At 74.1% G+C, this 18312-nt stretch carries 18 protein-coding genes; 7 read left to right on the forward strand and 11 right to left on the reverse strand.

The genetic code is table 11. The annotated features are described in order from the left end of the window. Positions 1–14: 14 nt before the first annotated feature. The 4 genes from ZF1_RS00155 (at position 15) to ZF1_RS00170 (ending at position 3361) form a co-directional block, all read left to right on the forward strand. Positions 15–1016 (forward strand): esterase/lipase family protein, encoded by a 1002-nt coding sequence (locus tag ZF1_RS00155; RefSeq protein ID WP_482636189.1) that lies wholly within the window; start codon positions 15–17, stop codon positions 1014–1016. 94 nt (positions 1017–1110) lie between these two features. After that, positions 1111–1977 (forward strand): dihydropteroate synthase, encoded by an 867-nt coding sequence (gene folP / locus ZF1_RS00160; RefSeq protein ID WP_083657976.1) that lies wholly within the window; start codon positions 1111–1113, stop codon positions 1975–1977. 2 nt (positions 1978–1979) lie between these two features. Next, complete coding sequence (locus ZF1_RS00165) at positions 1980–2738, forward strand: dihydrofolate reductase family protein (protein ID WP_251783695.1); 759 nt, start codon at positions 1980–1982, stop codon at positions 2736–2738. Positions 2739–2800: 62 nt separating this feature from the next. After that, positions 2801–3361, forward strand: coding sequence for a GNAT family N-acetyltransferase (locus ZF1_RS00170; protein ID WP_062399087.1), 561 nt, complete (start codon positions 2801–2803; stop codon positions 3359–3361). 100 nt (positions 3362–3461) lie between these two features. On the opposite strand, the gene ZF1_RS00175 is transcribed toward ZF1_RS00170, so the two are convergent. After that, positions 3462–4103 carry a hypothetical protein gene (locus ZF1_RS00175; protein ID WP_482636190.1) on the reverse strand — a complete coding sequence of 214 codons (642 nt, stop codon included), beginning with the start codon at positions 4101–4103 and terminating at the stop codon, positions 3462–3464. Positions 4104–4337: 234 nt separating this feature from the next. Here ZF1_RS00175 and ZF1_RS00180 point away from each other — a divergent pair, with 234 nt between their 5' ends. Further along, the gene (locus ZF1_RS00180; protein WP_251783291.1) at positions 4338–5498 is read left to right on the forward strand and encodes an alpha/beta hydrolase family protein; all 1161 of its coding nucleotides are present in this window, start codon (positions 4338–4340) and stop codon (positions 5496–5498) included. 27 nt (positions 5499–5525) lie between these two features. Here the strand turns inward: ZF1_RS00180 and ZF1_RS00185 are convergent, their stop codons facing one another. Further along, on the reverse strand, positions 5526–5930 hold the full coding sequence (locus tag ZF1_RS00185; RefSeq protein WP_482636191.1) for a hypothetical protein: 405 nt from the start codon (positions 5928–5930) through the stop codon (positions 5526–5528). Positions 5931–5973: 43 nt separating this feature from the next. Between ZF1_RS00185 and ZF1_RS00190 the strand changes: the two genes are divergently transcribed. Both ZF1_RS00190 and ZF1_RS00195 read left to right on the forward strand, forming a co-directional pair. Next, positions 5974–6519 carry a peptidylprolyl isomerase gene (locus tag ZF1_RS00190; RefSeq protein WP_062399093.1) on the forward strand — a complete coding sequence of 182 codons (546 nt, stop codon included), beginning with the start codon at positions 5974–5976 and terminating at the stop codon, positions 6517–6519. 34 nt (positions 6520–6553) lie between these two features. Next, positions 6554–7663, forward strand: a complete 1110-nt coding sequence (locus ZF1_RS00195) for a rhomboid family intramembrane serine protease (protein WP_482636192.1) — start codon at positions 6554–6556, stop codon at positions 7661–7663. 256 nt (positions 7664–7919) lie between these two features. Here the strand turns inward: ZF1_RS00195 and ZF1_RS00200 are convergent, their stop codons facing one another. The 9 genes from ZF1_RS00200 to ZF1_RS00240 form a co-directional block, all read right to left on the reverse strand. Beyond that, complete coding sequence (locus ZF1_RS00200) at positions 7920–8357, reverse strand: PH domain-containing protein (protein ID WP_405420638.1); 438 nt, start codon at positions 8355–8357, stop codon at positions 7920–7922. 101 nt (positions 8358–8458) lie between these two features. Further along, a complete protein-coding gene (crgA, locus tag ZF1_RS00205) occupies positions 8459–8719 on the reverse strand; it encodes a cell division protein CrgA (protein ID WP_020626195.1) in 261 nt (86 codons plus the stop codon). Positions 8720–8924: 205 nt separating this feature from the next. Continuing rightward, positions 8925–9560 carry an aminodeoxychorismate/anthranilate synthase component II gene (locus ZF1_RS00210; protein WP_062399097.1) on the reverse strand — a complete coding sequence of 212 codons (636 nt, stop codon included), beginning with the start codon at positions 9558–9560 and terminating at the stop codon, positions 8925–8927. Between the two features lie 20 nt (positions 9561–9580). Then, positions 9581–11545, reverse strand: coding sequence for a Stk1 family PASTA domain-containing Ser/Thr kinase (gene pknB, locus ZF1_RS00215; RefSeq protein WP_482636193.1), 1965 nt, complete (start codon positions 11543–11545; stop codon positions 9581–9583). Continuing rightward, positions 11542–13293, reverse strand: coding sequence for a serine/threonine-protein kinase (locus tag ZF1_RS00220; RefSeq protein WP_482636194.1), 1752 nt, complete (start codon positions 13291–13293; stop codon positions 11542–11544). The genes pknB and ZF1_RS00220 overlap by 4 nt, the downstream gene beginning before the upstream one ends. 40 nt (positions 13294–13333) lie before the next feature. Then, a complete protein-coding gene (locus ZF1_RS00225) occupies positions 13334–14803 on the reverse strand; it encodes a peptidoglycan D,D-transpeptidase FtsI family protein (RefSeq protein ID WP_073573737.1) in 1470 nt (489 codons plus the stop codon). Then, the gene (locus tag ZF1_RS00230; RefSeq protein WP_161152735.1) at positions 14800–16287 is read right to left on the reverse strand and encodes an FtsW/RodA/SpoVE family cell cycle protein; all 1488 of its coding nucleotides are present in this window, start codon (positions 16285–16287) and stop codon (positions 14800–14802) included. The genes ZF1_RS00225 and ZF1_RS00230 overlap by 4 nt, the downstream gene beginning before the upstream one ends. Beyond that, on the reverse strand, positions 16287–17627 hold the full coding sequence (locus ZF1_RS00235) for a PP2C family protein-serine/threonine phosphatase (RefSeq protein ID WP_251783287.1): 1341 nt from the start codon (positions 17625–17627) through the stop codon (positions 16287–16289). Before ZF1_RS00235 ends, ZF1_RS00230 begins: the two co-directional genes overlap by 1 nt. A 134-nt stretch (positions 17628–17761) precedes the next feature. Next, positions 17762–18235, reverse strand: coding sequence for an FHA domain-containing protein FhaB/FipA (locus ZF1_RS00240; RefSeq protein WP_062399103.1), 474 nt, complete (start codon positions 18233–18235; stop codon positions 17762–17764). Between the last annotated feature and the right edge of the window lie 77 nt (positions 18236–18312).

The following is an 18312-nucleotide window of genomic DNA, read 5'->3' on the forward strand; positions in this document are numbered from 1 at the left end:
CAACGGGGGACGACATGGCACGGACGACGAGGTCCACCCTGCTCGCGCTGGCCGTCACCGCGGCCTGCCTGACCGGCGTCGCGGGGGTGGCGGCGGCCTCCCCGGAGCGCGACCCCGACCCCGGGCCCGCGCTCACCGCGCCCGGCCTGGACGAGAGCCTCACCTGCCACGGCGACCTCGCCGGCTCCGCGGGCACCCCGGTCCTGCTGGTGCCGGGGACGACGCTGGACCCCGACGTCAACTTCGACTGGAACTACGCCCGCGCCTTCGCGCAGGAGGGCCGGGCCCACTGCCTCGTGCAGCTGCCCGCGCACGCGACCGGGGACATCCAGGTCGCGGCCGAGCACGTCGTCCACGCGATCCGCACCATGCACGACGAGGCCGGCGGACGGATCTCCGTCGTCGGGTTCAGCCAGGGCGGCATGGTCCCGCGCTGGGCGCTGAAGTACTGGCCGGACACCCGCGGCATGGTCACCGACCTGATCGGGATCGACCCGTCGAACCACGGCACGCTCGACGCCTACCCGGTCTGCGGCCCCGGTTGCGTCCCCGCGTTCTGGCAGCAGCGGACCGGCTCCCGGTTCCTCGCCGCACTCGACGACGGGCCGGAGACGTTCGCCGGGATCGACTACACCGTCGTCTACACGGTGACCGACGAGGTCGTGGTCCCGAACCTGCCGCCCGCGGCGAGCTCGGAGCTGCGTCGCGACGGCGCGGGCCGGGTCGCGAACGTCCCCGTCCAGTCGATCTGCCCGGTGCACGTCGCCGAGCACCTGACCATGGGCAGCACGGACCCGGTCGGGTACGCCGTCGTCGCCGACGCGCTGGACCACGACGGCCCCGCCGACGCGGGCCGGATCGACCGCGCCGTCTGCCTGGCCGACGTCATGCCCGCCGTCGACCGGACGCAGCTCCCGGCGAACGAGGCGCGGCTGCTGGGGCAGGTCGCGACCAGCATCGCGACCGAGCCGCGGGTGGCGGCCGAGCCGCCGCTGCGGGAGTACGCGCGCGGCTGACGACCGGCGGGGTGGGCGCGTACGCCGGGCCCCGGGGAGGATGGAGATCCAACCGGGTCCTGCAGCGGGCCCGTCCGTGCTGTGAGGAGACCACGTGCCGAGCGTGACGTTCCGTGGACGTACCTGGAACCGGGACCGGGCGATGGTCATGGCGATCGTGAACCGGACCCCCGACTCGTTCTACGACCACGGCGTCACCTTCGCCGAGCAGGCGGCCCGGGACCGGATCACCGCGGTGGTCCGGGAGGGTGCCGACGTCATCGACATCGGCGGTGTCCCGGCCAGTCCGGGCACCGAGGTCACCGAGCAGGAGGAGATCGACCGGGTCGTGCCGACCGTGGAGTGGGCGCGCCACACGTTCCCCGACGTCGCGATCTCGGTCGACACCTTCCGCGCCGGGCCCGCCGACGCCGTCTGCGCCGCCGGGGCCGACCTGGTCAACGACAACTGGGCCGCCGCCGACGGGGCGATCCTCGACGTCGCCGCCCGGTACGGCGCCGGCTACGTCAGCGCCCACACCGACCACGTCACCCCGCGCACCGAGCCGCACCGGCCCCGCTACGCCGACGTGCTCCGCAGCGTCATCGACCAGACCGTCGCGCTCGCCGAGAAGGCCGTCGCCGCGGGCGTGCCCGCCGGGGGGATCCTCATCGACCCGGCGATCGACTTCTCCAAGAACACGTTGCACAGCCTCCAGGTCCTGCGCGGCATCGACGAGATGGTCGCGACCGGATGGCCCGTGCTGCTGGCGATGTCGAACAAGACCGTCGTCGGGGAGTCCCTGGCCGTGCCGCTCGAGGAGCGGCTGACCGGCACCCTCGCCGCGACGGCGCTGGCCGCGGACCGCGGCGTCGCCATGGTGCGCGCCCACCAGGCCCGGGCCACCCGGGAGACCTGCGAGATGGTCGCCACCGTCCGTGGCGAGCGGAACCCGTCGCGGGCGGTGAGACTGCTGGCGTGAGCATGATCCACCAGATCTTCCCGGTGGCCGACGCCGGCCCGCTGTCGACCGAGCAGCTCGAACGGCTCTACGCCTACCCGGACGACCGCCTCCGGCTGTCGGTCAACTTCGTGTCCAGCGCCGACGGCGCCGTCGAGGTCGAGGGCAGCTCGGCCGGGCTGTCCACCCCGCCCGACCGCGCGGTGCTGGACCTGGGCACCGACCTGGCCGACGTCGTGCTCGTCGCGGCCGGGACGGCCACCGCCGAGGGGTTCACCGGCGTGAAGCACAACGACCGGATGGACGACCGGCGCCGCCGCTTCGGGCTGTCGGAGCTGCCGTCGACGGCGGTCGTCACCTCGTCGGGGCGCTCGCTCGACCCGTCTGCGCCGGTGCTGACCGACACCGTGGTCCCCACGATCGTGCTCACCTGCGAGTCGGTCCCGGCGGACCTGCGCGGCCGGTGGGCCGACGCCGGCGCCGAGGTCGTGCTCACCGGCGACGAGTCGGTCGACCTCGCCGTCGCCGTCGCCGCGCTGGGGGAGCGCGGGCTGCGCCGGATCAACTGCATGGGCGGACCCGCGCTGTTCGGCAGCCTGGCCGAGGCGGGCCTGGTCGACGAGCTGCGGCTGACCCTCGCGCCGTTCCTGGTCTCCGGCGAGGCAGGCCGGATCGCCCGCGGCGCGGGCATGGACCCCGCGCGTCTCGAGCTCGTCAGCGTCGTCACGGGGGACGACACGCTCCTCATGCGCTACCGGGTGCGCGAGGCGCCGTCGTCCTGACGGGGAACCCCGGAGGGGGAGGTCCCGATCACGCACGGCGACGTCTGGGGCAGGATGGTGCCGTGTCGCGTCCCTCGAACATGCTGGCGGACGGCGTCGTCGTCCTCAGTCCGCTCGGCTGGGACGACGTGACGGCCCACCTCGCGGGTGAGGACGCCGAGATCGTCCGCTGGCTCGGTGGCGCACCCGCGACCCCGGCGACCGCCCGCGCCCACGTCCGCCGGGCGATCGAGCGCTGGGCCGACGACGGGCCGAAGCTGAGCTTCGGCATCCGGGTCGACGGCGGCGCCGTCCTCGCCGGGACCATCGACGTCGACCTGGATCCGGCGGGGGACCGGGCCGGTCTGTCCTACGGCGTCTACGCGGCGTACCGCCGTCGCGGCCTCGCGACGCGCGCGGTCCGGCTCGCGGCCCGCTACCTGGGCGAACGGGGTGACGTGCGGTGGATCTCGATCGACGTCGACCCGCAGAACACCGCATCGGTCGGGGTCGCGCGACGGGCCGGGTTCCGGTTCCTGCGCCACGTCGTCGACGACGAGGGGTCCTTCGACCGCTACGAGCTCCTCGTCCGCGCGCCGGTGGTGCCCGCGCCGCCGCCGCGTCCGCGGCACGGCCGGCCCTGACCCCGTCCGCGGTCGCCCGTCCGGTGCCCCGGTCGTGGGGGACACCGGACGGGCGACGTCGCGAGCGCCGGTCGGGGGTCCGGCGCTCGTCGGTCCGCCGTCAGGAGACGGTCGGGGCCTCGAGGTACATCACGCCCGGGACCTCGAACACGGGCAGCGCGCCGGCGTCGTCGGCCGACGGGAGGTCGGCGTCGTCCACGGAGGGGAGCTCGGGGGCGTCGTCGGCGGAGGGGAGCTCGGGCACGTCCGGAGCGGAGGGGACCTCGGGCGCGTCCGCGGACTGCAGCGAGGCGGTGGAGAGGTCCTCCGCGCCCGGCAGCGAGTCCGCCGAGGGCAGTGCGTCGGTGCTCGGCAGCGAGTCGGCCGACGGGAGCTCGTCGGTGCTCGGCAGCGAGTCCGCCGACGGGAGCGCGTCGGTGCTCGGCAGCGAGTCGGCCGAGGGCAGCGAGTCGGCCGAGGGCAGCGCGTCGGCGCCCGGCAGGCCGGGGAGCGCGTCGGCCGACGGCAGCTCCGGCAGACCGGAGGCCTCGCCGTGCGGGGTCTGCAGCTCGCCGAAGGAGACGCTGTTCGCGTCGTTCGACACGGTGCCGTCCTCGTAGGACGGCAGGGCGGAGGTGTCCGGGGCGTCGGGTGCCTCGGGCAGTTCGGCGGCCGAGGCCTGGCCGACGACGCCGGCGCCGAGCGCGGCGATGCCGGCGCCGGCGAGGGACAGCCGCAGGGCGGTACGGGCGAGCGAGGTCATGCGCACGTCCTTCCAAAAGGGGAGCGGGGGAGCGGAGGGCCGACGGACGACCCTCGCCGGGGGACAACGAGATCCACATCGGCCGGTTGCGTTCCGCAGTCGATCGACGGCGATCTTCACTCGTACGAGTGGCAACCTGAGAGGGGTCTCGCACGTACGGCCCCGTCTCGTCACTCCAGCAGGCTTCAGGTGGTCCACTCGCGGCACACGTACGCGGGAGAGCAGGATGAGTGTGTGCGCGCGCCGAGCTCCTCCGTCCGCCACTCCGTCCGTCGTTCGGCGCCCGTCGCGGGAGCGCTGGCCGGGGCCCTGGGCGGGGCGGGCGGCGCCGCCGCGGCCGCGATCGGCTGGCACTACTCGACGATCCTGCTGCACCCGTCGCCGCACCCGGGGCTGCCCGAGCGGGTCGTCGCCGCCGGGGACGGCACCGTCGAGCTGGCGCGGACCCGGCTGTCCGCACAGCCGGGCGTCTGGGGGCTGCGCGGCCCGGCCGGGCTCGCCGTCGTCGGTCCGGTCCTGGACCGCGGGCGCCGCACCGTCGTCCGGGAGCTGCACGCCGGCCCGGTCCCCGCGACCGGCCCCGCGGTGCTCGACGCCGGCCCCTTCGACCCGGACCCGTCCGCGCGCGGGCTGCCCTTCGACGACGTCCGGGTGCCCACCGACCTCGGCCTCGCCCCGGCCTGGCGCATCCCCGCCCCGGACGGCGGTGACCCGGACACCTGGGCGCTGTGCGTGCACGGCCGGGGCGGGACCCGGCGCGAGGCACTGCGGATCCTGCCCGCGCTGCACGCGGCCGGGCTGGCCCAGCTCGTCGTCAGCTACCGCGGGGACGGGACCGCCCCGGAGTCACCGGACGGGCGGTCGCACCTCGGCGACACCGAGTGGCGCGACATCGACGCCGCCGCGGCCTACGCCCTGGTCCACGGCGCGCGCCGGCTGGTGCTGGTCGGCTGGTCGATGGGGGCCGCGGTGGGCGGGGCGTTCCTCGACCGGTCCCCGCACGCCGACCTCGTCGACGCCGTGGTCTGGGACGCGCCGCTGCTCGACTGGCGTCGCACGCTGCGCAGGCAGGCCCGCAACCGCGGTCTCCCGCCGACCCTCGCCGGGGTCGCGGCCCGGTTCACCGCGCGCCGGATCGGGATCGACCTCGACCGCTTCGACCTGGTCCGGCGCCCGCCCGCGGTCCGCCCCCCGACGCTCGTCCTGCACAGCGACGCCGACACCGCCGTGCCGGTCACGCTGAGCCGGGACCTGGCCGCGGCCGCCCCCGGGCACGGCTGGCCGGTCACCTACCGGGAGTTCTCCGGCACCGAGCACACCGGCAGCTGGAACGCCGATCCCGACGGCTACGAGGCCGCCGTGACCGGCTTCCTGCGGACCCTGCGCCCGGCCTGACCCGCTCGCTCCGGGACGGGCCGTGGGTCAGCGACCGCTCGTCTGCGACCGGCCCTGGCCGATCGGCTTGCCGTGGATCTGGTCGTCGGTCGGCGGGGTCGTCGGCACCGGGGTCCCCGGGTCCACCTCGCGCTCGCGCTGCAGGACCGTCGCCCAGCCCCACACCGCGGCCGCGGTCAGCAGCAGGACGGCCACGATCCACGGCGCCCGGCGCACCCGCGCCGGGGTCGGCTCGACCACCTCGGCCAGCGCGTGGCGGGCGTCGTGCACCGAGCCGGACACCACGTCGGACAGGCCGGACAGGCGGGACGAGACCCCTCCCGCCACGGCGTCGGCGACCGCGCCACCGGCGATCCGGCCGGCGTCGGCGAAGGTGTGCACGGCCTCGGCGGCATCCTTGCGGGCACGGGCCCGCGTCCTCTCGGCACTCATGTTCCGGACCTGCTTCCCACGGATGCGGCTGCTTACTGGCACGATGGTAGCCGTGACGGAACCAGGAAACGCCAACACGACGGCCGTCCTGCACACCTCCGAGGGCGTCGTCCGCGTCGTGCTGTTCGGCGACCACGCGCCGAAGACGGTCGCGAACTTCGTCGGCCTCGCGGAGGGCAGCAAGGACTACACGGGCCCGAACGCGAGCGGCGGCGACTCCGGGCCGTTCTACGACGGTTCGATCTTCCACCGGGTGATCAGCGGCTTCATGATCCAGGGCGGCGACCCGACCGGTACCGGTCGCGGTGGCCCGGGCTACCAGTTCGGCGACGAGTTCCACCCGGACCTCAAGTTCGACAAGCCCTACCTGCTGGCCATGGCCAACGCCGGGCCGGGCACCAACGGTTCGCAGTTCTTCATCACGGTGGGCAACACCCCGCACCTGAACCGGCGCCACACCATCTTCGGTGAGGTCGCCGACGCCGAGTCGCGGGCCGTCGTGGACGCCATCGCCCAGACCACCACCGGCCAGGCCGACCGGCCGCTGACCGACGTGGTCATCGAGAAGATCGAGATCGAGCGGTCCTGACCCCGCAGGTCTCCGACCACCGAGTGGACGGGCCGTGGTGAACGGACGACCCGACGACAGCGGATCCGGGACACCCGGCGAGCCCGAGGGCGGGCCGGGTTCCCCCGGCCCCGCGGGCACGCCGTACTACCCGGCGCCGCCCGGCTACCCGCAGCCCCAGTGGCCGCCGCCGGGCGCGCCGGGCGGTCCGCCCCGGGCCGGTCCCGGCGCGCCGTACGGCGGGGCCCCGGACGGCGGCGCCACGCACGGCATCCCGCACGGTGGCCCACCGCCCGGTGGGGTCCCGGGGGCCGGGGCCGGCGCGGTCTGCGTCCGGCACCCCGACCGGCCCACCGGTCTGGCCTGCTCGCGCTGCGACCGGCCCGCCTGTCCCGACTGCCTGCGGCCGGCCCCGGTCGGCCAGCACTGCGTGGACTGCCTCGCCGAGGGCGCGCGGACGACCCCGCGCTGGCGCAACGTCGCCGGTGCGAGCCGCACCGGGAAGCCGGTGATCGTCCCCGGTCTGATCGTCGCCAACGTGGTGGTCTACGTGCTCACCGCGGTCACGGCGGGCAGCGTGATGTCCAACTTCCGCTCGCCGCTGTTCGACGCCGGGGGGCTCGTCCCGCTCCTGGTCGCCGACGGCGAGTACTGGCGCATCATCACCTCGGGCTTCCTGCACATCGGCCCGCTGCACCTGGCGTTCAACATGTACGCCCTGTGGATCATCGGCCGCGAGGTCGAGGCGGTCCTGGGCCGGGCCCGGTTCGTCGCCGTCTACGGCGTCTCCATGCTCGGCGGTGCGGCCGCGGTCATGCTCTTCAGCTCCCCGGTCGGGGCGACCGCGGGCGCCTCCGGTGCGGTGTTCGGGCTGATGGGGGCACTGTTCGTCCTGCTGCGGCGGCTGAAGCTGCCGACCGGGCAGGTCGTCGCCGTCATCGCGATCAACGCCGTGATCAGCCTCAGCATCCAGGGGATCTCCTGGCAGGGGCACCTCGGCGGGCTCGTCTTCGGCGCCGCGGTCACCGCGGCGCTGGTCCACCTCGGGACGGGATCCCCGCAGCGCAGGCGGACCCAGCTGCTGGCGGTCTCCGGGCTGGCCGTGCTGGCGCTCGTGCTGATCGGGGTACGGGCGGCGGGGCTGCTGGCGGCCGTCGGCGTCTGAGCCGGCCCGTGCGCGGAGGGTTCCGGGCGGTGGGCCCACTCGGTGGGTACCTTCGCGCCGGCGAGCTCATCCGGCCGATACCTCTGCGGCGGTGCGGTCCGCCCGGGGTCGTTCCTCGCGCTGCCCCGCCGCCCCTACCGGCGCCTGCCGAGCTCGTCGTCGGGCGCGATGCAGCTCAGGGTTGCGGAGGGCGAGCCGGGACGACCCTGAGGTGCATCCCGACGATGTCCGCCGATCCCGGAGCGCTGGACGCGAATCAGTGCTCGGGCGGGCCCGCGTCGCCGGGGCGGTGGCCCGGGCGCAGGGCGGCGAGGTCGTCGAACACGTCGACCGGGTCCGCGCCCAGCTCGGCCCGGCCGAGGATCACCAGCCGCTCGTGGTCGTCGACGTCGCGCAGCTCCAGTTCCAGCAGCACCGACTCGCGGCCCAGCCTGCGGGTCCGCAGCAGCCGCAGGTCGTCCACCCGCCCCCAGGGCACGTGCCGGGTCCAGGTCAGCCTGCGGACCGTCAGCCCCTCGGGGCCGGCCTCCAGCCGGGGCCGGGCACGGGTCCCCGACGCCGCGGCCAGGGTGAGACCGAGCGCAGCGACGCCCGCGACCAACGCGCCCGCCGCGTCCGCGCCGGAGACGAGCACCGTGACCGACCAGCCGGTCGCGGCGACCGCCAGCACCCAGAGTACGACGACCGTGCCCACCGGCGTCGACCACCGAAGTCGATCACCCTGTGTGGTCATGTGAAGTTGTCCACAGGCTCCATCCACACGGTGGACAACTCACATCCGTGTATTTCTGCTGGTCAACGCCACCGCATCGTCATCAGCAGGCCGATCACGATGAGTGAGAACCCGATGATGAAGTTCCAGTTGCCCAGCGCCAGCATGAACGGGATGGACGGACCGGCCAGATAGTTGATCACCAGCCAGGCCAGGCCGAGGATCCACATCGCGACCATGACGGCGATGTAGGCCGGGTGTGTCGGTCCCGCGACCTTCTGCGGGGTGCGGCTGACCGGGGGCGGGGTGTAGGCCGCCTTCTTGCGGACCTTCGACTTCGGCATCTGACCTCATCGCCTGTCGGAGTCGGACACGGGTCCGGCCGGTGCGCCGGCCGGGGGCGGGACCTGCGACGGGGCGCCGTGGTCGGGGGACGTGGCGACCCGGACAGATCCGCCACCACGGTAGCGCGACCGCCTCGCCGTCCGGGTCACACCGGCGACACAGGCGTCACACGTCACGGGGACGTCGGGTGGTGCGGGGCGGGGATCAGACCCCGGCGACCAGTCCGGCCATCTCGTCGGACAGCCGTACGACCAGGTCCTCCGGCACGTCGTAGCCGGCCTGGCGCAGCCAGTTCGCCAGCATCCGGTGCCCGCCCTCGGTCAGCACGGACTCCGGGTGGAACTGCACGCCGGAGATCGGGAGCTCCCGGTGCCGCACGGCCATGATCAGGCCGGTCTCGGTGTGGCCGGTCGCCTCCAGCTCCGACGGCAGACCGTCGGGCGCGATCGTCAGCGAGTGGTAGCGGGTGGCCGTGAACGGCGACGGCAGACCGGTCAGCACACCGGTGTCGTCGTGGAAGACCTCCGAGGTCTTGCCGTGCAGCAGCTCGGGCGCGCGCTCCACGACCCCGCCCCAGGCGGTGGCCAGCGCCTGGTGGCCGAGGCACACGCCCAGCAGGGGCGTGGCGCGCTCCGCGGCGCGACGGATGACCTCGACGCTGCGACCGGCCCGCTCCGGGGTCCCCGGACCGGGGCTGACCAGGACGGCGCCGACCTCGTCGAGCTCGTCGAGCTCGACCTCGTCGTTGCGCCGGACCACCGGGTCGGCACCGAGCTGGGCCAGGTACTGGACCAGGTTGTAGACGAAGCTGTCGTAGTTGTCGACGACGAGTACGCGCACGGTCCCTCCCGGGAGAATCGTCAGTTGAACGGGAAGCCGTTGCTGCCGTTCTCACCGTCGCTGCTGCTGCCACCGGAGTAGCTGCCGACGGTGAGGGTGACGGTCTGGCCGCTCGAGGCCTCGGACCCGCCGGACGGGCTCTGCTGCAGCACGACGCCGTTCTGCGAGGAGTCCGAGACGTCGACCTGGCGGATCGACGGGCTCAGCCCCGCCTCCTGCAGTGTGCTGATCGCGCTGTCGACGCGCTGGCCGACGACGTTGGGCACCTGGTTCTGGTTCCCACGGCTGATCTGGATCGTGATGGTCTGGTCGGGTGCGACCCGGGTCCCGGCCGACGGGTTCGTGCCGACCGCCTGGCCCGCCGAACCGCTGCTGTCGACCTCGGTCGTGGAGATCGACTGGAAGCCGGCGTTCTGCAGCGTCGCCCGGGCGGCGTCGGCCGACTGGCCCGCCACGTCCGGCACGGCGACGGTCTGCTGCTTGCGGCCCACCACCAGCGACACCGCGGTGTTGCCCGAGACCTGCTGGCCCGGCCCCGGGTCGGAGGTGATGACCTTGCCGACCTGGCCGGAGTCACTGGTGTCGCGTTCGGTGCGGCCGCCGACCTGCAGGCCTGCCTCCCGGAGCTTGGCCTCGGCCTCGTCCGGGGACAGGCCCTCCACGCTCGGCACCGTGACCTGCGCGGGCCCGCTGCCGACGTAGACCGTCACCCGGCTGTTCTCGGCGACCTGGTTGCCGCCGCCGGGGTCGGTCCGGACCACCTTGCCGACCTGGGCGACGTCCGACGGCTGGTCCTGCTGGGAGAACAGCAGCCCGGCCTGGGTGATGGTCTGCCGCGCCTGGTCCGGGGACTGGCCGAGCACGTCGGGCACCGACACCTGGTCCGGTCCCGATGAGGAGAACAGCTGGAAGCCGACGAAGCCGAGCAGGCCGATGACGGCGAGCGCGGCGACCCACAGGAGGGCCTTGCGCCGCCCGCCGCGGCCCTCGTCGTCGGCGTAGTCGGGGTGGTGCGGCGGCATCGTGTGCCGGCCGGTGGGCGGGCCGCCCGCGTCGAGCCGGCGCGTCGCCATGGCCTGGGTCGCGCCGTCGTGGGCCATCATGTGCGTGCGCTCGTGCTCGCTCATGATCAGCGGCGCGTGCACCGGCTCGCCGTTGCGCACGCGGACCAGGTCCGCCCGCATCTCGGCGGCCGACTGGTAGCGGTTGGCCGGGTTCTTGCTGAGCGCCTTGAGCACCACCGCGTCGAGCGCCGGGGGCACCGACGGGTTGAGCTCGGACGGGGACCGGGGGTCCTCCCGCACGTGCTGGTAGGCGACCGCGACCGGGGTGTCCCCGGTGAAGGGCGGCTCGCCGGTCAGGAGCTCGAACAGCACACAGCCCGCGGCGTAGACGTCCGAGCGGGCGTCCACGGCCTCACCGCGCGCCTGCTCGGGGGACAGGTACTGCGCCGTGCCGATGACGGCGGCGGTCTGGGTGACGTTCTGGCCCTCGCCCAGCGCACGGGCGATGCCGAAGTCCATGACCTTGACCGCGCCGACGCCGTTGATCATCACGTTCGCGGGCTTCACGTCGCGGTGGATGATGTTGTGCCGGTGCGAGAAGTCGAGCGCGGCGCAGACGTCGGCCATCACCTCGACGACCCGCTGCTGGGTCATCGGGCCGGTGGTCTTGACGATCTCGCGCAGCGTCTGCCCGTCGACGAACTCCATGACGATGTAGGGCAGCGGCCCGAACTCGGACTCGACCTCGCCGGTGTCGTACACCGCGACGATCGCCGGGTGGTTCAGCGACGCCGAGTTCTGCGCCTCGCGGCGGAAGCGCAGCTGGAACTGGGGGTCGCGGGCCAGGTCGGCGCGCAGCACCTTGACCGCCACGTCCCGGCCGAGCCGGGTGTCGAGGCCGCGGTGGACCTCGGACATGCCGCCGTAGCCGAGCGGGTCGCCCAGCTCGTAGCGCTCGGAGAGCAGTCGTGGTGTCGTCATCGGTTCAGATTCCCGTACTCATCGAGTCCGTCGGAGGCGTGCTCATCATGCCGGTCGGCGCTCACTGCCGGTCCCGTACGGGCGACATGTGCGCTGGAGCGACCGTTCGGTGGGATCACCGGGACATCACCGGGCACCTCCGGTCGATCTTGGGCACGGGGGACGGCGAACGGCTCCGCCGGGACCGCCGGTCCCGTGGACCCGGCCGAGGGGCCGGCCGCGGTCGCCACGGTACCGGGCGCGACCCCCAGCGATCCGGGCCGCATGTCGTCGGGCGAGGCGCCCCTCAAGATCATCACTGCCAGGAGCACGGCGGCGAGCGTCAGGATCACGAACAGCACGGCCAGCCACGCCTTCGACCGTCCGGAGCGCTGCGGGCCGAGATCGAGCGGGCCGGACGGATGCTGCTCGGGCATCCGGTCGGCGGAGGCGTTGCGGCGCACCGGCGGACGGGTCGGCGCCGATCGCTGCTGCCCCGGGACCCCGGGTCCGGTGGGCGGCCCGCCCGGACGACGGCCACCCGGGAGACCGCCGCTGTGCGGCCCGGTGTGCGGCGGCCGCAGCGGGGCACCGTAGGGCGGCGAGCCCGGGGGCACGGGGACCGGCCCGGACCAGGACGGCGTGCCGCCCGGGGTGCGCGGTCCCTGCGGCCGGCCCGGCGCGCCACCGGGGTACGGACCGGTGACCGGGCGGGAGACACCCTGGTCCGGCCCGGTGCGGCGGGCGCCGTCGGGGCCGGGGTCACCGGTGCGCGGGCCGCGGTCGGCGGTGTCGGTGCCGCCCGCCGACGGGCCGTCGTCACCGGTCCCCGGCCCGGACTCGTGCAGGGCGTGCCGCGAGCCGGTGCCGTCGTCGCCGCGGAAGTCGGGTGCGTACCCGGCGGGGGCGGGGATACCGGGCGGCGGCGGCCGGTGCCCGCGCCGGACCGCGGCGACGGCGTCGGCGAACTCGGCGCCGTCGGCGTAGCGCTGCTCGGGGTCCTTGACCAGCACCGAGGAGACCAGCTCGCGCACCCGCTCGGGGATCTCGTCCGGCAGCGGCGGCGGGTCGTCGCGGACCTGCATCATCGCGACCGCGACCGCGCTCTCGGCGCGGAACGGCCGCACCCCGGCCAGGCACTCGTAGCCGACGATACCGAGCGAGTAGACGTCGCCCGACGGCCCGGCCTCCTCGCCGGAGGCCTGCTCCGGAGCGATGTAGTGGGCGGTGCCCATGACCATCCCGGACCGGGTCACCGGGACGGCGTCGGCGGCCTTGGCGATGCCGAAGTCGGTCAGCTTCACGACGCCGTCGGTACGCAGCAGGATGTTGCCGGGCTTGACGTCGCGGTGGACGAACCCGCGCTCGTGCGCGGCGAACAGCGCCCGGCCCGCCTGCTCGAGGATGTCGAGCGCCTCGTCGGCGGGGATGGGCCCGCGCCCGATCCGCGACGACAGCGGCTCACCCCGGACGAGCTCCATCACCAGGTAAGCGGTGCGCCCGCCGCCGGTGGAGCTGTCGTCCTCGCCGTAGTCGTGCACGGCGGCGATCCCGGCGTGGTCGAGCGAGGCGACGGTGCGGGCCTCGATGCGGAACCGGTGCAGGAACTCCGGGTCGTCGGAGAGCTCCGCCTTGAGGACCTTCACCGCGACGCTGCGCCCGAGCCGGGTGTCCGAGGCCTCCCATACCTCGCCCATCCCGCCGACCGCGATCCGCCGGTCCAGCTGGTAGCGCTCGGAGATCAGCTGCCCGGCCGACAGGGCGCTCACGGGGCCGCCGGGGACCTGCGCCGGGCCGGGTCCCGCGGGCTCACTGGGCGTCCCGCAGCGCCTCGGCGATCACGGCCCGCCCGATCGGGGCCGCGACCGAGCCACCGGTCGCCTCCAGCGCCCGGTCGCCGCCGTTCTCGACGAGCACCGCCACCGCGACCTTGGGGTCGTCGGCCGGTGCGAACGCCACGTACCAGGCGTGCGGCGGGGTGTTCTTCGGGTCGGTGCCGTGCTCGGCGGTACCGGTCTTCGACGCGATCTGGACGCCGGTGATCTTTCCGCCGCCCGAGGTCCGCTCCTCCGAGCCGACCATCAGGTCGGTCATCGTGCGGGCCACGTCGGCCGGCATCGACCGCGACATCCGGTCCGGGTCGGTGGTGTCGACGACGTCCAGGGTCTGGCTCTGGATCTCCTTGACCAGGTGCGGGGCCATCGTCTGGCCGCCGTTGGCGATCGAGGCGCCGATCATCGCCAGCTGCATCGGGGTCAGCCGGACGTCGCGCTGGCCGATCGCGGACTGCTGGGTCGAGGGGGTGTCGGACATCGGGCCGACCTGCGACGCCGTGACCGGCATCGGGATCTGCAGGTCGGTGCGGCCGATGCCGAACGCCTCGGCCTGGGCCCGGAGCTTGTCCGGCCCGAGCTCGCCGCCGAGCTGGGCGAATGCGGTGTTGCAGGAGCGTGCCAGCGCCTCGCGCAGCGACGCCGTCGCCCCGCCGCCGCAGGCCGAGCCGTTGTAGTTCTCCAGGGTGGTCGTGGAGTCGGCCAGCTGGATGTTGCGGGCGGCCGTGAGCTGGCTGTCCGGGGTGTAGCCGTTCTGCAGGGCGGCCGCGGTGGTGACGAGCTTGAACGTCGAGCCGGGCGGCTCGATCTCGTTGATCGCCCGGTTGGTCATCGGGTCCGGGTCGGCGGCGCCGTAGCGCTTCCACGCCTCCTGCTGCTGCGCCGGGTCCGGCGAGGCCAGCGGGTTCGGGTCGAACGACGGCGTCGAGGCCATCGCCAGGATCTCCCCGGTCTGCGGCACCAGCGCGACGACGGCGCCGGTGTACCCGCGGGAGGCCAGCCCGTCGTAGGCGGCGCGCTGCACCTCGGGGTCGATGGTGGTCACCACGTTGCCGCCCGCCGGGTCCCGGCCGGTGATGAGGTCCGACAGCCTGCGCACGAACAGCCGGTCGTCGGTGCCGTTGAGCACCTCGTCGGTGGACCGCTCGAGTGCGGTCTTGCCGTACACGGTCGACAGGAAGCCGGTGACCGGCGCGAACATCTCGCCCTGCGGGTACTGGCGGGCGAACCGCAGCCGACCGTCGCTCTCGACGCTCTGCGCGAGGACCTGCCCGCCGGCGACGATCTGGCCGCGCTGACGCGAGTACTCGTCGATCTGCGAGCGCTGGTTGCGGGAGTCGTCCCGGTACTGGCCGGCCATGACCACCTGCACGTAGGTGATGTTGCCGAGCAGGACCACGATCATCACCATCACGGCGAGTGCCACGCGGCGGACCGGGCGGTTCACGTCTCGCTCCTCTGGGCGGCGGTGTCGGCGTGGTTGTCGTCACGGGTGTCGGAGCGGCCCGTCCCGGGACGCTGGACGAGCTCGGTGCTGGCCTCGGCGATCGGCGCCCGCGGCTTGGCGGGCCGGACGGGGAGCGGTGCCCTGGCCACGTGCGAGATCCGCAGCAGGATCGCCACCAGCACGTAGTTCGCCAGCAGCGACGAGCCGCCGTAGGACAGGAACGGCAGCGTCAGACCGGTCAGCGGGATCAGCTTCGTCACCCCGCCGATGACGACGAAGATCTGCAGCGCCACCGAGAACGACAGCCCGGTCGCGAGCAGCTTGCCGTAGGAGTCGCGCACGGCCAGCGCCGACCGCAGCCCACGGGTGATGAGCACCAGGTAGACCAGCAGGATCGCGGCCAGCCCGATCAGCCCGAGCTCCTCGCCGAGCGAGGAGAAGATGAAGTCGGACTCGGCGAAGGGCACGATGTCCGGCCGTCCGGCGCCCAGCCCGGTCCCGCCGACACCGCCGGTGCCGAGCCCGAACAGCGCCTGCGCGAGCTGGTAGCCACCGCCGCTGAAGTCGGCGAACGGGTCCAGCCAGATCCGCACGCGGGTCTGGACGTGGTCGAACAGGTTGTAGGCGACGACGGCGCCGCCGGAGAACGCCAGCAGCCCGATCACCATCCACGACACGCGTTCGGTCGCCGTGTAGAGCAGGACCAGGACCAGGCCGAAGATCAACAGCGAGCTGCCGAGGTCGCGCTGGAGCACGAGCACGCCGACCGACAGCCCCCAGGCGACGAGCAGCGGCGCCAGGTCACGGGCACGGGGCAGCTCCATGCCCAGGAAGCGGCGGCCCGCGGTGGAGAGCAGGTTGCGCTTCTGGACCAGGTAGGCCGCGAAGAAGATGATCAGCAGGATCTTGGAGAACTCGCCGGGCTGGATGCCGGGGCCGCCGGGGATGCGGATCCAGAGCTTGGCCCCGTTGACCTCGGAGATCGACGACGGCAGGAACGCCGGGATCGCCAGGAAGACCAGGCCGACGAAACCGGCGGTGTAGCCGTAGCGGGCCAGTGTGCGGTGGTCCCGGAGGAAGAACAGCACCAGCGCGAACAACGCCAGGCCGGCGACGGTCCAGGTGACCTGGGCGCCGATCAGCCCGCTCGGCACCGGGCTCCCGGTGGCCTCCGCGCGGGCGGCCTTGGCCAGGTCGAGCCGGTGGATCATCACCAGGCCGATGCCGTTGAGCAGCGCGACCGACGGCAGGATCAGGGGGTCGGCGTAGGGCGCGAGGAAGCGCACCGCCACGTGCGCACCCGCGAACAGCACGAGGTACGCCAGACCCACCCACAACAGGTCGGTCGTCAGCGACTGCTCCTGGTTCGCCTCCACCAGCACCAGCGCACCGGTCGTGAGCACGGCGGCCAGGCCCAGCATCAACAGTTCGATGCCGCGGCCGGTGGGCGTGGTCGGCTCCGCGGCGGAGCTGCCCGTGGCCATCAGCCGTCGAGCCGGCAGTTCCGGCCCGGCTCGGGGGTCGCGGTCGGCAGCGGGGTCGTCGTCACCGGCGGGGCGCCGGGTACCTGGACGACCGCGGGCGGCTGCGGCGGGTTCAGCGTGGAGCAGAGCGGGAGCATGCGCTCCCGCAGCCGGTCGACGGTCTCCCGGGCACCGGTCTCGCCCTCGTCGGAGACGATGCCGTCGGTGACCTGGCTGCGGACCGCCTGCGGCAGGTCGTCGAGGCCGATGTCGGTGGACTCGGCCACCCGTTGCAACGGGACACCGAGCACGTTGCCGCGCACACCCTGGTAGATCGCGACCTGGTTCCGGTCGACGGCCACGTAGTACTGCTGCAGCACCAGCGCCCGGGCGACGAACACGCCCGCCACGAGCACCACGAGCACGCCCAGCAGGGCGAGCACCGGGCGCAGACCGCGCCGGCGGCGCGGCTCCTCCGCGGCAGCGGGCTCCAGCCGCACCGGCTCGGTACGGGGCAGCGTGGTGGCCGCGGCGCGCTGCGCCGAGGAGTGCGGGGTCCGCTCGTCGTGGCGGTAGTCGCCGTCGCCGGCGCGCGGGTTGCGGCCCGCGGAGCCCCCGATGATCGGGGCGTCGTCGGCGTAGTCGACGTCCACGACGTCGGCGACGATGCAGGTGATGTTGTCCGGCCCGCCGCCGCGCAGCGCCAGCTCGATCATGCGGTCGGCGCACTCGCGCGGGTCGGCGTAGTCGGTCAGGGTGTCGTGCAGCGTCTCGTCGCTGACCGGGCCGGACAGGCCGTCGGAGCACAGCAGGAAGCGGTCCCCGGCGCGGGCCTCGCGGATCGACAGCGACGGGTCGACGTCCTGCCCGGTGATGGCGCGCAGCAGCAGCGACCGCTGCGGGTGCGTGTGCGCCTCCTCCTCGGTGATCCGGCCCTCGTCGATCAGCGACTGGACGAACGTGTCGTCCTTCGTGATCTGGGCGAACTCGCCGTCCCGCAGCAGGTAGCAGCGCGAGTCGCCGACGTGGACCATGCCCAGGCGCGAGCCCGCGAACAGGATCGCGGTCAGCGTGGTGCCCATGCCCTCGAGGTCGGGGGCCTCGGCGACGTGGCGGGAGATCGCCTCGTTGCCGTCGTGGGTCGCCTCGCGGAGTTCGGCGAGCAGGTCGTCGCCGGGTACGTCGTCGTCGAGCGGGGCCAGTGCGGAGATCACCAGGGACGAGGCGACCTCGCCCGCGGCGTGACCGCCCATGCCGTCGGCGAGGGCGAGCAGGCGGGGGCCCGCGTAGACGGCGTCCTGGTTGTTCTGCCGGACCAGTCCGCGGTCACTGCGGGCCGAGTAACGCAGCACCAGTGTCACGGGGCGGCTCCGGCTTCGGTCGGGGCACGTCGGGCGGATCCCGCGCCGCGGGACCGGTCGGACGGCCGCGGCACCGGGGGAGCGGTCGGTCGCGCCGGGCTCACGGTCGGTACCTCATGGTCGGTCCGTGTCCGTCACGATCGCAGCTCGATCACCGTCTTGCCGATGCGGACCGGTGTCCCCAGCGGGACCCGGGTGGGCCCGGTGACCTTATTACGTTCCAGATAGGTGCCGTTCGTCGACCCGAGATCCTCGACGTACCAGTCGTCACCCTGCTGCGAGATGCGTGCGTGCCGGGTGGAGGCGTAGTCGTCGTCGAGCTTGAGGGTCGAGTCGTCGGCGCGGCCGATCAGGATCGGCCGGGAGTCGAGCGTGATGCGGCTGCCGGCCAGCGGACCCTGGGTGACGAGGAGCTGGCGGGCCACCTTGCCGCGGCCACCGCCGCGGACCCTGGCGGCCCGTCCGCCGCCCGCGCGGCCGGGTGCGGCCGTCCGGAGACCGGACGCGGCGTAGAGGTCGGAGCGGACCACCTGGAGTGCGAGCAGGACGAACAGCCACAGGAGGGCGAGGAAGCCGCCCCGGGTCAGTTGCAGTACCAGTTCCGGCACGTCGTCCTACTCGCCCTTCTCGTGTTCCCGCACGCTCCGCCCGCCCGGTGGATCACCGGGCGGGCGGGGACGCACCG

The organism is Pseudonocardia sp. ZF1 (assembly GCF_056835605.1).